Origin of the sequence: Pseudoxanthomonas sp. F11, assembly GCF_037046485.1 — a bacterium.
Classification (GTDB): Bacteria; Pseudomonadota; Gammaproteobacteria; order Xanthomonadales; family Xanthomonadaceae; genus Pseudoxanthomonas_A.
The window spans coordinates 154,848-168,723 of sequence record NZ_JBANLZ010000005.1; the positions used below are offsets into that span (position 1 = coordinate 154,848).

General features: G+C 67.3%; 8 protein-coding genes. 3 read left to right on the forward strand and 5 right to left on the reverse strand.

Features of this window, described 5'->3' with window-relative positions; all coding sequences use genetic code 11:
• Window positions 1-2: 2 nt before the first annotated feature.
• The 5 genes from V8246_RS15420 to V8246_RS15440 all read right to left on the reverse strand — a co-directional run bounded on the left by V8246_RS15420 (window position 3) and on the right by V8246_RS15440 (window position 8,390).
• On the reverse strand, window positions 3-734 hold the full coding sequence (locus tag V8246_RS15420; RefSeq protein ID WP_336189990.1) for a hypothetical protein: 732 nt from the start codon (window positions 732-734) through the stop codon (window positions 3-5).
• Window positions 735-832: 98 nt separating this feature from the next.
• The gene (locus V8246_RS15425; protein ID WP_336189991.1) at window positions 833-1,744 is read right to left on the reverse strand and encodes a 5'-nucleotidase; all 912 of its coding nucleotides are present in this window, start codon (window positions 1,742-1,744) and stop codon (window positions 833-835) included.
• Window positions 1,745-1,783: 39 nt separating this feature from the next.
• On the reverse strand, window positions 1,784-2,275 hold the full coding sequence (locus tag V8246_RS15430; RefSeq protein WP_336189992.1) for a hypothetical protein: 492 nt from the start codon (window positions 2,273-2,275) through the stop codon (window positions 1,784-1,786).
• A gap of 119 nt (window positions 2,276-2,394) precedes the next feature.
• Entirely contained in the window at window positions 2,395-3,162 is a 768-nt protein-coding gene (locus V8246_RS15435; RefSeq protein WP_336189993.1) for an NAD kinase, read from the reverse strand.
• 158 nt (window positions 3,163-3,320) lie between these two features.
• The gene (locus tag V8246_RS15440; protein ID WP_336189994.1) at window positions 3,321-8,390 is read right to left on the reverse strand and encodes an NAD-glutamate dehydrogenase domain-containing protein; all 5,070 of its coding nucleotides are present in this window, start codon (window positions 8,388-8,390) and stop codon (window positions 3,321-3,323) included.
• A 289-nt stretch (window positions 8,391-8,679) separates the two neighbouring features.
• Between V8246_RS15440 and V8246_RS15445 the strand changes: the two genes are divergently transcribed.
• Genes V8246_RS15445 through V8246_RS15455 form a run of 3 tightly spaced genes read left to right on the forward strand, consistent with a single transcriptional unit; the run spans window position 8,680 to window position 13,748 of the window.
• Window positions 8,680-9,390 (forward strand): TetR/AcrR family transcriptional regulator, encoded by a 711-nt coding sequence (locus V8246_RS15445; RefSeq protein ID WP_336189995.1) that lies wholly within the window; start codon window positions 8,680-8,682, stop codon window positions 9,388-9,390.
• Window positions 9,387-10,568: an efflux RND transporter periplasmic adaptor subunit gene (locus V8246_RS15450; protein WP_336189996.1), complete on the forward strand. Its 1,182-nt coding sequence runs from the start codon at window positions 9,387-9,389 to the stop codon at window positions 10,566-10,568. Before V8246_RS15445 ends, V8246_RS15450 begins: the two co-directional genes overlap by 4 nt.
• 15 nt (window positions 10,569-10,583) lie before the next feature.
• Window positions 10,584-13,748 carry an efflux RND transporter permease subunit gene (locus V8246_RS15455; RefSeq protein WP_336189997.1) on the forward strand — a complete coding sequence of 1,055 codons (3,165 nt, stop codon included), beginning with the start codon at window positions 10,584-10,586 and terminating at the stop codon, window positions 13,746-13,748.
• Window positions 13,749-13,876 lie beyond the last annotated feature (128 nt).

The following is a 13,876-nucleotide window of genomic DNA, read 5'->3' on the forward strand; positions in this document are numbered from 1 at the left end:
GATCAGGCGTGCGCCACCGGCGCACCCGACCACTGCGCGCCAGCCCGCGGCAGCGTCAGGCGAAACAGTTCGGCGACCGTGCGGACGCGATCCAGCACGTGCGCGCGCGCGGCGTGCTCGCGTGCATCGTGGGCGGCGGTGTGGTGCCAGAGCAGGGTCTGCAGGACCGCTTTCGTTTCGCATGCCTCCACACGCGTAAGGCCACTGACGCGCTCGATCCTCCCCGTCCAGGTGCTCTGCCAGTAGAAGTAGCGGCGGTCGGCGAAGTATTCGCAACGCGGCAGGAAGTAGAACGGTGGCGAGGCGGTCTCAAGCACGTCCAGCCCTTCGGTGACGGTGAAGGCATAGACGCGCTCGCCATCATGGGCAAAGCGGGTTTCGGGAATCACCTCAAGCCGGTCCGCCGCGGCATCCGGCACCCAGGCACCCCTGCAGTACAGCCGCGCTCCGATGCGCGCGTAATGGGGCGCCAGCACCTCCAGCCCATCGCGCGCCTCTCGTGGCACGCGCATCACCCGGATCTTGTTGGGCAGCCAGTAGCTGACGTAATACAGTCGTCGCCCATGGCCCACGTACGCCCAGAAATCGGGTCCCTCACCTCCCTGTTCGAGTACCTGGCTGCCGGCTGCCGGCAGGCCCAGGTCGTACACCTTCTCCTCCAGGATCCGCTGGCCGCCGCACTCCCTTCGGCGATACACCAGACACAGGCCACCTTCGCGTTCTTCCAGGCTCATGGCGCCCCCCCCCGGGACTCCGCGCGGATGCGGAGCGGCTCCTGCCTATGCGTATCGGGGTGTCCAGCGGCGCCCGGACAGGCCCACCGGGACGGTCGTCACGGATTGGCGATGCCGTGCGGTACGTGGCCCGCGGCGACGTGCCGGCGCGCGCTCTCGATGTTGTGCTGCGAGTCGTCGAAGAAGATGTCCGCACCGAAGGCTTCCAGAAACGGCCCCTTGTGGCGGCCGCCGAGGAACAATGCTTCATCCAGCCGCACGCCCCACTCGCGCAGCGTGCGGATCACGCGCTCGTGCGCCGGCGCGGAACGCGCAGTGACCAGCGCGGTACGGATCGGCGAACGTTCATCGGCCGGGAACACCTGCTGCAACTGGTGCAGCGCCGACAGGAAGTTGCGGAAGGGACCACCGGACAACGGCTCGCGCGCGCGCGCCTGTTCGTGCTTGCCGAACGCCTCCACGCCCTGCTCGCGCGAGATGCGTTCGCTCTCGTCGCCGAAGATCACCGCGTCGCCGTCGAAGGCGATGCGCAGCTGGTGCTCGTGGCGTTGCTGCTGGGGCGCACTGGCCGGCAGGATCGTCGCCGCCGCGATGCCGTGTTCCAGTGAGCGACGCACCGATTCCGGGTTCGCCGACAGGAACAGGTCGGTGCCGAACGGTTTTACGTAAGGCCAGGTGGGTTCACCGGCCGTGAACGTGGCGCGCACGATGCCCAGGCCGTAGTGCTGGATGGAATTGAAGATGCGCAGCCCGGTATCGGCCGAGTTGCGCGACAGCAGGATCACCTCCACCCGCGGCGTATCGGGCGGCGCGCCGGCGTTCAGTGCCAGCAGTTTGCGTACCACCGGGAAGGCGATGCCGGGCGCCAGCACGTCGTCCTCGTGCGTGCGCTGGTAGTCGCTGTAGGCCTGCACGCCCTCGCGCTCGTACAGGGCGTGGCTCTCTTCCAGGTCGAACAGCGCACGCGAGGTGACGGCGACGGTAAGCAGGCGGGGAGTGTTGTCGGCCATGCGCACAGTATCCGTCATCCGCGCGCACCGCGTGAGACGCTAGCTCCCCGGCGGCGCCGCGATGCGCAACTGGGCCGGCGGTCCGCGCCGGTTGTCCGGCGTGACCGCACGCACTTCCACCACCAGGTCAATCGGCTGCTGCTGCGCCGGTGGCCCGTCCTGCCAGAGGAAGACGAACTCGCTTCGCCGCCCGTCCACGCGGCCGGTCACCGGGGCCTTCGGGAAGATGGACAGCCTGTCCTCGCCCCCTACCACGCGGAACTCGAAGCCCAGCTCACGCAGTTTGTAGTCCGTGCCCCGCGGCCACTCCACGCTCAATGTCAGCAGACCGCTGGCGTCACAGGATGCCCGGCCATTGATGCCGCGTGTCAGGCTGACCATCTCCAGCGCCGGCGCGCGCAAGGCAACGCCCGCCTCCGCCGACGGAGCGGCGGCGATGGCGAACGGCGCGGTGCCGGTAGACAGGTTGCAGGCGGCTGCATCGGCCGCAAAAAGAGAGGCGAAGATCGCCAAGGTGCATGTCAACTGCATCGGAACCCCTCCCCGGGTGGATGCGAACCGAACCGCTACGCGGCGCTGGATAACACGCGCCGGCAAAGGGCGGCAAGCCGCAGTGCGGCGGAATCGCGCTGTCCCGGAGACATTGCGACTCAGGTCATGAACTGCTCGCTGAGGATGCGCTCCTCGAGATTGTGTTCGCGATCGAACAGCAGAGTGACCAGTCGGTCGCGCGATTCGCGGATGGTCACTTCCACCACATCGCGCACCTCGTGCGAATCGGCGGTGGCACTGACCGGTCGCTTGTACGGGTCGAGCACACGGAAGCGGACTTCGGTGTCGGCCTTGAGGATGGCGCCCCGCCAGCGGCGCGGGCGGAACGGCGCGATCGGCGTCAGCGCGATGGTGTTCGACCCGAGTGGAAGGATCGGTCCATGGGCGGAGAAGTTGTATGCCGTGCTGCCGGCCGGCGTGGCGGTCAGCACACCATCGCAGATCAGTTCGTCCAGCCGCGTCTCACCGTTGAGGTCGATTCGGATGTGCGCAGCCTGGCGGGTCTGGCGCAGCAGCGACACCTCGTTGTACGCGAGCGACGAGATCGATGTACCGGATTCGGTCATCGCCGTCATTTCCAGCGGGCGCAACTTGGCTGGTTCCGCCGCGGCGATGCGCTCGATCAGCCCGTCAGGGCGGTACTGGTTCATCAGGAAACCGACGGTGCCCAGCTTCATCCCGAACACCGGCTTGCCCAGCGCGCCATGCCGGTGCAGCGTCTGTAGCATGAAACCGTCGCCCCCGAGCGCGCACAGGACATCGGCCTGGTCGGGCGCATGCGCGCCGTGCACGGCCTGCAGCACGGCCAACGCCTGCTGCGCCTCCGGCGTGGGGCTGGCGAGGAAGGCGATGCGGGGTGTGGTCATCCGTGGCTCCATCGTCGGGCCTGCACAGCGTACATAAAAAAACGCCGGGAGCGCTTTCTGACGACGCGTCGCCAGGGCCCACCGGGTGGCTGAAATGAAGGGCGGCCACAAAAAAAAGGCGGCCCGAAGGCCGCCTTGTCGACTCATGCAGGCGATGCTCAGCCCTGCGAGGCCAGTTGCCCCAGGCGCTGCACCGCCACCGACGCGGTCGGATAGTCCAGCGTCTTCTGCGCCGCCAGCTCGTTGAGCATGTTCAGCGTGAAGCGCAGGCCGGCATCGTCGCGGCCCAGCCAGGCCCTGACCCTGGCGTCGGCGTTGCCGCCGGGCAGCGACAGCACCTGGTTGGTCAGCGTGCGCTGATGCGCGGCCAGTTCGTCTCGCAGCACGCCACGCGCCACCGCATGCCAGCGGCCATCCACCTTCAGGGCCTCGATCTGGTCCTGCAGCCAAGGCAGATGCAGGGCCTCGCCCAGGCGGTAGTGGACCTTCGACACCTCGACCGGCTTGAGCTTGCGCGCGCGCGCCAGTTCGATGATGTCGCAGGACGGCTCCAGGTAAGGCAGCGCCGCGATCTGGCCAGCCAGCGCGGGCGGCAGGCCTTTGTCCTTCCAGTCCTGCAGGCTGGCGTTGTACGCCGGACGCAACGAATCGGGCAGCACGCCATCGGCCGCACGGATCTCGTTGAAACCGTCGTGGTAGCGCTCCACCGCCGTGGCGATGGCGGGGATGGGGCCCTGGCGGGTCAGCAGCCAGCGGGTGAAGTTGCGCTGCACCTGCCAGATGACCTGCAGGGCGTCGATCTGCACCGACTCCGTCACCTTCCCGTCCAGCGCGTCGATCTGGTTCCACAGCGCCCGCGCATCCAGCGTCTCGCGGGTGATGGTGAACGCCTTGGCGACCTCCGCCGGCGAGCGGCCGGTGTCTTCCTGCATGCGCAGCAGGAACGTGGCGCCCATGCGGTTGATGGTGGTGTTGGTGACCGCCGTGGCGATGATCTCGCGCTTCAGGCGGTGCTTCTCCATTTCCGAGGCGTACTTCTTCTGCAAGGGCTGCGGGAAGTAGCGCTGCAGTTCCTTGGACAGGTAGGGGTCCTCGGGGATGTCCGATTCCAGCAACTGCTGGAATGCGACCAGCTTGGAGTACGACAGCAGCACCGACAGCTCCGGCCGCGTCAGTCCCTGTCCGCGCGCCTTGCGCTCGGCCAGTTCGGCGTCGGACGGCAGGAACTCGATCTGGCGATCCAGCAGGCCCTGCGACTCCAGGGTCTGGATGAAGTGCTGCTTGGACCCCAGGCGCGACACGCTCATGCGCTCCATCAGGCTGATGGCCTGGTTCTGGCGGTAGTTGTCCCACAGCACCAGCTCGGCGACCTCACCGGTCATGTCGGCCAGCAGCTTGTTGCGCGCGTCCATCGACAGCTTCTTCGCCTGCACCACGCCGTTGAGCAGGATCTTGATGTTCACCTCGTGGTCGGAGGTGTCCACGCCGGCGGAGTTGTCGATGAAGTCGGTATTGAGCAGCACGCCGTGCTGCGCGGCTTCGATGCGACCCAGCTGGGTCAGGCCCAGGTTGCCGCCCTCGCCCACCACCTTGCAGCGCAGGTCGCGACCGTCCACGCGCAGGCCATTATTGGCGCGGTCGCCCACGTCGGCGTGGGTCTCGCTTGCGGCCTTGACGTAGGTGCCGATGCCGCCGTTCCACAACAGGTCCACGGGCGCCTTCAGGATGGCGCTCATCAGCTCGTTGGGCGTCATCGACTTCACACCGTCGGCGATGCCGAGCGCGGCGCGCACTTCCGGCGTGATGTCGATGGACTTCGCGCTGCGCGGATGGATGCCGCCGCCCTTGGAGATCAGCTTGGCGTCGTAGTCGGCCCAGCTGGAGCGCGGCACCTTGAACATGCGCGCGCGTTCCTTGAACGACTTGGCCGCATCCGGATTCGGATCCAGGAAGATGTGGCGGTGATCGAACGCGGCGACCAGGCGGATGTGCTCCGACAGCAGCATGCCGTTGCCGAACACGTCGCCGGACATGTCGCCGATCCCCACGCAGGTGAAGTCCTGCGTCTGCGAATCGCGGCCGAGCGCGCGGAAGTGGCGCTTGACCGATTCCCAGGCACCGCGGGCGGTGATGCCCATGCCCTTGTGGTCGTAGCCCACCGACCCGCCGGACGCGAAGGCGTCGCCCATCCAGAAGCCGTGCGCAAGGGCCAGGCCGTTGGCGATGTCGGAGAACGTGGCCGTGCCCTTGTCGGCCGCGACCACCAGGTACGGGTCGTCCTGGTCGTGGCGCACCACGTCCACGGGCGGCACGATCTTGTTGCCGACGATGTTGTCGGTGATGTCCAGCAGGCCCTGGATGAACAGCTTGTAGCAGGCGATGCCTTCGGCCAGCACGGCGTCGCGGTCGCCGCCCACCGGCGGACGCTTGACGAAGAAGCCACCCTTCGCGCCGACCGGCACGATGACGGTGTTCTTCACCATCTGGGCCTTCACCAGGCCCAGCACCTCGGTGCGGAAATCCTCGCGGCGATCGGACCAGCGCAGGCCGCCACGGGCCACCGGGCCGAAGCGCAGGTGGACGCCTTCCACGCGCGGGCCGTACACGAAGATCTCGCGGTACGGGCGCGGCTTGGGCAGGTCGGGGACCTTGGCCGAATCGAACTTGAAACTGATCGTGTGGGCCGGCTGGCCGTCCTTGCCGCGCTGGTAGAAGCTGGTGCGCAGCGTGGCTTCGATCGCGCCCATGAACCCGCGCAGGATGCGGTCGTCGTCCAGGCTGGACACGCGGTCCATCAACTTGAGCAATGCGCGGTGCGCGGCTTCGATCTGCTGCTCGCGCTTGCCGCCCCGGGCCTCGACCAGCGCCGCCAGCGTCTTGGCGGCCGCCTCGTCGTCGCCGGCCAGCGCCTTCAGCTGCGCGGCGAAGCGGTCCTGGCCCTCCTTGATCTGGGCCTTGCTCTCGCTGCCGGTCGCCGGATCGAAGCGGGCCTCGAACAGCTCCACCAGCAGGCGGGCCAGCAGCGGATAGCGGTTGAGCGTTTCTTCCACATAGCTCTGCGAGAACGGCACGCCGGTCTGCAGCAGGTACTTGCAGTAGCCGCGCAGCAGCGCGACCTGGCGCCAGGCCAGCCCGGCGCCCAGCACCAGCTTGTTGAAGCCATCGTTCTCCGCATCCCCGCGCCAGATGCGCGCGAAGGCCTCCTCGAACGCAGGCGCCAGGCGCTCGACGTCGAATGCGCCGTTGACCGGCTCGACCTCGAACTCCTGAATGTAGCGCGCACCCTGTGCGGTCTCCAGCCGGAACGGATGCTCCGAGATCACGCGCAGGCCCATGTTCTCCATCAGCGGCAACGCGTCGGACAGGGGGATGTCGGTTTCCTGCCGGTACAGGTTCAGGCGAAGGCGGCCCTGGCCCGGACGCTTGCGGCGCGATTCGTGCAGGCTCAGGCGCAGGTCGTCCTTGCCCGTCAGCGCCGCCAGGTGCTCGACATCGCGCGCGGCGCCTTCCGGGGACACCACTTCGATGTAGCCCGCGGGCAACGCACGGCCGTAGCCGCCGGCCAGCAGCAGGCCCTTGGATTCACCGTGGCGGGCGATCAGGGTTTCGCGCAGGTCGTCCTGCCAGTTGCGCAGCAGGTGGGCGATGTCGCCCTCCAGCGCCGAGGTGTCCACCTCGACCTGCTCGCCCGCCTTCGGACGGATGGTGATGTGCAGCTGCGCCAGCGGCGATTCGCCCAACAGCACGCTGCTGTCGACGTACTCGCCGCGCATGGCATCCTTCAGCAGCGATTCGATGCGCAGGCGCACATCGGTATTGAAGCGCTCGCGCGGGATGTACACCAACGCCGAGTAGAAGCGGCCGTAACGGTCGCGGCGCAGGAACAGCTTGCTGCGCACGCGCTCCTGCAGGCCCAGGATGCCCATCGCCGTGCGGTAGAGCTCCTCGTCGCTGGACTGGAACAGCTCCTCGCGCGGGAGGGTCTCCAGAATGTGGCGCAGCGCCTTGCCGCTGTGGCCGCTGGGCGACAGCCCGGACTTCTGCATCACATACTCATGGCGCTCGCGCACCAGCGGGATCTCCCACGGACGGCGGTTGTAGGCACTGGACGTGTACAGGCCGATGAAACGCTGCTCGGCGATCGGGTTGCCCTTGGCGTCGAACTCGAGCACGCCGATGTAGTCCATGTTGCCCGGGCGGTGCACGGTGGAACGGCGGTTGGTCTTGGTGAGGATCAGCGCGTCCACCGAGCCGCCCTGCGGCAGGTAGTGCGCGGCCAGCGTCTTGATGTTGCGCGGCGGCGTGGTGTCGCCCTCGCGCAGCAGGCCCAGACCGCTGTCCTCGACGGCCGCCAGGATGCCCGTGCCCTTCTCCACGCGGTACTCGCGGTAGCCGAAGAACGTGAAGTGGTCCGCAGCGGCCCAGCGCAGGAACTCCTGCGCCTCGCGGCGGCCATCGTCGTCCACCGGCATGCGGCGGGTGGCCATGTCGTCGGCCAGGGCCAGCATCTTTTCGCGCATGGCCGACCAGTCGCGCACGATGGCACGGACTTCGTCCAGCACGCTGCGGATGCGCTTCTCGACCTGCGCCATCTCCTCCGGCGGCAGGCGGTCGATCTCCAGCAGCATCAGCGACTCGTGCTTGCCCTCGCCCACGGCGGTGACCTTGCCGGCGCGGTCGCGGCTGAAACGCACCAGGGGATGGCCCAGCACGTGCACGCCCACGCCCATCTCGGCCAGCGCCATGCTCACCGAGTCGACCAGGAAGGGCATGTCGTCGTTGACGATCTGCAACACCGTGTGCGGCGAGTCCCAGCCATGTGATTTCTGGGACGCGTTGAACACCCGGACGTTCGCCGTACCCGGCTTGCGGACGCGCGCGAACGCCAGCATGTCGGTGGCGATGGCGGCCCAGCCCTCTGCGCCATGATGGGGGTATTCGTCCTCCTCCATGCGCTTGTAGAAGGCTTCGGCGAAGGTCCTCGCCTCCGCTTGGGCGCTGGCGCCGGAAATGCGCTTGCGGATCGCGTCCAGGATGGGGGACAGCGTGAACGCCTCGGCCGTCGCGGCCACCCCTGCCTTGCCCTTCGCGGCCTTCGCCGCCTGCACCGGTCGGGCGGCCACCTTCTTGGTGGGCGTCGCCTTCGGGGTCACCGTCTGGGTGGCCTTGGAGGCTTCCGGTTTGGACGTCTTTTTCGAGGCTTTCTTCGGGCTGCGTACAGCGTTCATGCAGAGAGTGGCTCAACGAGTGGTAGTCGAATGGTCATTGTAGCCCCCGCTGCCATGACAAGACTTGTTGCGCGGCCACATAAGGCCGGCTTGCAAAGATCCCGTGGATTTGTTTGCGGCGCACACACTGCGCAGGACACTCGCGCGTTCGCAGACCATGCGGTGGCGCATGGCGTCAGACCACCCCGGCCCAGTCGCTCCGGCAAGATGAAGGGCGGTGCTTGTGCACGGAAACGGCGTGGAATCAAGTCTGTCAAATTTCTGAACTGGACGGTATAGTCCAATTCGCATGCATGCCCCACCCACCCCATCCACGCACGATCGACGTCGCAGCCGTGTCCACCAGGCCGTGCGCGAACTCATGGCAGAACAGGGCTTCCGGATCAGCATGGAGGCGGTCGCGGCGCGCGCCGGTTGCTCCAAGCAGACCCTGTATGCGCATTTCGGTAGCAAGCAGGAACTGCTGCGCAGCGTGATCGCCGAGCACCAGGAACTGGCCACCGCACAGTTGTCCCCCACGCCCGAGACGCCGCGCGAAGCCTTGCTGGCCTTCGCGGAAGAGCACCTGCGCCACCTGTCCGATCCCACGGTCGTCGCCGCCAGCCAGCTGCTGGCCGCCGAAGCGCACCAATTTCCGCAGGAAGCGCGCGACCTGTACCGCGACGCCTGCGATACTCTCCTGCGGCGCCTGGCCACCTGGCTGCAGCACGCGATGGACCAGGGCCGGCTCAGGCAGGACGATCCTCACTACGCCGCGGAGCTGCTGCTCAGCATGATCGTGGGAACGGATTTCGAACGGCAGCGCTTCGGCGTGCCCCACCGTGCCGGCCGCCAGGCGCGCCAGCGGTGGTCCACGTTCGCCGTAGACACCTTCCTGCGCGCGTTCGCGCCCTCCCCCGACGGCGCACCGGCTTCATCCGACCAGGCCCCTGGTCGTCGCATCCGCACCGTGCGCCCTCTTCCCACGTCTTCAAGAACAAGAAACGGAGCTTCCCCATGACGTCCCCCATCCGTTCCCTCGTCCTGGCCAGCGCCCTGCTGGCGGTCCTCGCCGCCTGCAGCAAGCCCGAACAGCCGCAGATGCCGCCGCCGGAGGTGGTGGTGGTGACCGCCACGCCAAAGGATGTGCCGCTACAGCGTGACCTGGTAGGCCGCCTGTCGCCCTACCGCAGTTCCGACGTGCGCGCCCGGGTGGCCGGCGTGGTGCAGAAGCGCGTATACCAGGAAGGCAGCGACGTGAAGGAAGGCCAGGTGCTGTTCCTGATCGACCCCGCGCCACTGCAGGCGTCGCTCAGCGCGGCACAGGCGAACCTGGCCTCGGCGCAGGCCACCTATGCCAACGCCAAGGTTGCCGCGGACCGTGCCCGCCAGCTCGCGCCGCAGAAGTTCGTCTCCCGGTCCGACCTGGACAACGCCGAGGCCGCCGAACGCAGCGCCGCGGCCGCCGTGCAGCAGGCCCGTGCCAACGTGGAGACCGCCCGCATCAACCTAGGCTATGCCAGCGTCACCGCGCCGATCGCCGGCCGCGCGGGCAAGCAGCAGGTCACCGAAGGCGCGCTGGTCGGCCAGGGCGACGCCACGCTGCTGACCACGATCGACCAGATCGATCCGCTGTACGCCAACTTCTCGATGAGCGCCAGCGAGCTGCAGGCCATCCAGCAGGCCCAGGGCGAAGGCAAGGTCGAACTGGCCAGCGCGGGCCAGCGCACGGTACAGATCGTGCTGCCGAACGGGCGGGCGCTGGACCGGACCGGCACACTCGACTTCTCCGACACCGTCGTCGACCCTGCGACCGGCAGCGTCTCGTTGCGGGCCACCGTGCCGAACGCCGACCGTACCCTGCTGCCAGGGACGTTCGTCACCCTGCGCGCCACGCTGGGCGAGCAGAAGGGCGCGTTCCTGATCCCGCAGGGCGCGATCCAGCGCGATACCGTCAGCGCCTACGCGATGGTGGTCGGCAAGGACGGCAACGTGGTGCGCAAGAACGTCGTCACGCAGCAGGCGGTCGGGGCCGACTGGCTGGTCACCGAAGGCCTTGCGGCCGGCGACCAGGTCATCGTCGAGGGCCTGCAGAAGGTCAAGGAAGGCGCGCCGGCCAAAGGCGTGACCGCCGAGCAGGCCGCGGCCGCCAAGGCGGCACAGGCCAAACCTGCGCCCGCGCAAGGCAAGGCCGAGTAAGAAGGACCCTCCCCCATGCCCAAGTTCTTCATCAACCATCCGATCTTCGCCTGGGTCGTGTCGATCCTGATCTCGCTGGCCGGCGTGATCTCGATCCTCAACCTGGGCGTCGAATCCTATCCCTCGATCGCGCCGCCGCAGGTCACGGTCAGCGCGACCTATCCTGGCGCCAGCGCCGAAACCACCGAGCGATCGGTCACCCAGGTCATCGAGCAGCAGCTCACCGGCATCGACAACCTGCTGTACTTCAGTTCCAGCTCTAGTTCGTCGGGCCAGGCCTCGATCACCCTGACCTTCCAGACCGGAACCGACGCGGATATCGCCCAGGTGCAGGTGCAGAACAAGGTGTCGCTTGCGACCCCGCGCCTTCCCAGCGAAGTCACCGCCCAGGGCGTGGTGGTGGCCAAGGCCAACGCGGGCTTCCTGATGGTGGTGGGCCTGCAGTCCGAGAACGCCAGCATCGACCGCAACCGCCTAAACGACATCGTCGCCTCGCGCGTGCTGGACCAGATCGCACGCGTGCCGGGCGTCGGCAGCACCCAGCACTTCGGGTCCGAGTACGCCATGAACCTTTGGCTGGACCCGGGCAAGCTGCAGGGCTTCAACCTGTCGGCCACGGACGTGCTGACCGCCGTGCGCGCGCAGAACGTGCAGTTCGCCGCCGGTTCGATCGGTTCCGATCCTGCGCCCGAAGGCCAGGCATTCACGGCGACGGTGTCGGCCGAAGGCCGCTTCACCTCCCCTGAGCAGTTCGAGCAGATCATCCTGCGCGCCAACAACGACGGCTCGACCGTCCGCCTGAAGGATGTGGCACGAGTCGAGTTCGGCGCGCAGAACTTCGGCTTCGATACCCAGTTCAACGGCAAGCCCGTCGGCGCGTTCGCCATCCAGTTGCTGCCGGGCGCCAACGCGCTGAACGTGGCCGAGGCCGTGCGCGCCAAGATGGACGAGCTGCAACCCAGCTTCCCTCCGGGCGTCACCTGGTTCTCGCCGTACGACACCACCACCTTCGTGAAGATATCGATCGAGGAAGTGGTCAAGACCCTGATCGAGGCGGTGATCCTGGTGTTCCTGGTGATGCTGGTGTTCCTGCAGAACTTCCGCGCCACCATCATCCCCACCCTCGTGATCCCGGTCGCCCTGCTGGGCACGTTCTGGGGCCTGAGCGTCATCGGCTTCACCATCAACCAGCTGACGATGTTCGCGCTGGTGCTGGCCATCGGCATCGTGGTGGACGACGCGATCGTGGTGATCGAGAACGTCGAGCGCATCATGGCGGAAGAGAAGCTGCCGCCGCGCGAAGCGACCATCAAGGCGATGGGCCAGATCACCGGCGCGGTGATCGCGATCACGGTGGTGCTGGCGGCGGTGTTCATCCCGTCCGCGCTGCAGGGCGGCGCCTCGGGCGAGATCTACAAGCAGTTCGCGCTGACCATCGCCATTTCGATGGCGTTCTCAGCGTTCCTGGCGCTGGGCTTCACCCCGGCGCTGTGCGCGACCTTCCTCAAGCAGCACGAACACGACAGCCACGAGAAGAAGAACATCGTCTTCCGTACCTTCGAGAAGTACTACGGCAAGATCGAGAAAACCTACGTGGGCCACATCGGCTCGGCCATCAAGCATGCGCCGCGCTGGATGCTGGTGTTCGCGCTGTTGACGGTGCTGGCGGGCTTCCTGTTCACCCGTCTGCCCAGCAGCTTCGTGCCGGAAGAAGACCAGGGGTACGCGCTGGCGATCGTGCAGTTGCCGCCCGGCAACTCGCTGCAGAAGACCAAGCAGGTGTTCAACCAGGTCCGCGGCACGCTGCAGCAGATGGACGGCTTCGACGGCGTGATGGAAGTGGCCGGCTTCAGCTTCCTCGGCCGCGGCGAGAACGTGGGCATGGCGTTCATCCGGCTCAAGCCCTGGGACGAGCGCGACATCACCGTGCCGGAGTTCATCCAGCAGGCCAACCAGCGCTTCTACGGCATCAAAGGTGCGCAGATCTTCGTGGTGAACCTGCCGACGATCCAGGGCCTGGGCCAGTTCGGCGGCTTCGACATGTGGCTGCAGGACCGCGCAGGCCTGGGCCAGGACGCCCTGATGTCCGCGCGCAACCAGTTGCTGGGGGCCGCCTCGCAGGACAAGAGCCTGATGGCGGTCCGACCGAACACGCTGGAGAACGCACCGCAGCTGCAGCTGCACGTGGACCGCGTGCAGGCGCAGGCGATGGGCATGTCGTTGAGCGACATCTACAACGGCATCCAGCTGATGCTGGCGCCGGTATACGTGAACGACTTCTTCTATGAAGGGCGCATCAAGCGGGTGAACATGCGTGCCGATGCGCCGTACCGCACCGGTGCGGAATCCCTGGCGAGAATCTATTCGCCCAGCAACCAGCAGACCGATGCCAGCGGCGGTCGCGCCATGATCCCGTTGTCCAACGTGGTGCAGTCGTCGTGGGCGTCGGTGCCGCCCTCGCTGTCCCGCTACAACGGCTACTCCGCGGTGAACATCAATGGTTCGGCGGCACCGGGCAGTTCGTCCGGCCAGGCGATGACGACGATGGAGAACATCGTGACCGACCAGCTGCCGCAGGGCTTCGGCTACGACTGGAGCGGCATGTCGTACCAGGAGATCCTGGCCGGCAACAGCGCCACCCTGCTGATGGTGCTTTCGATCGTGGTGGTGTTCCTGTGCCTGGCGGCGCTGTACGAGAGCTGGTCCATCCCGGTGGCCGTATTGCTGGTGGTGCCGCTGGGCGCGTTGGGCGCGGTGCTGTTCACCATGCTGCGTGGCCTGTCGAACGACCTGTTCTTCAAGATCGGCCTGATCACCATCATCGGCCTGGCGGCGAAAAACGCCATCCTGATCGTGGAGTTCGCGGTCATGGAGCGCAAGCAGGGCAAGACGCTGCGCGAGGCGGTGATCTCGGCGTCGCACCTGCGCTTCCGTCCCATCCTGATGACCTCGTTCGCCTTCATCATGGGCGTGCTGCCGATGGCCATCTCGACCGGTGCGGGCGCCAATGCCCGCCATGCCATCGGCACCGGTGTCATCGGCGGCATGTTCTTCGCCACGTTCCTCGGCCTGCTGCTGATCCCGGTCTTCTTCGTATCGGTCCGGCGGATGCTGGGCGACCGGATGGACGAGCCGTCGAAGGAATACCTGGAGGAACAGGGCAAGCCGGCTTCCCGCTGATGCCGTCCCCGGCCCCCGAGAGAGCCCCGGCGCTGCCGGGGCTTTTTTTGCATCCAGGACCGCCTCGCCTGACGTTTGACCGCAATGACCCGCTGTCCGCGTGTCGGGCGGGGCGCCCTCGCCTCACA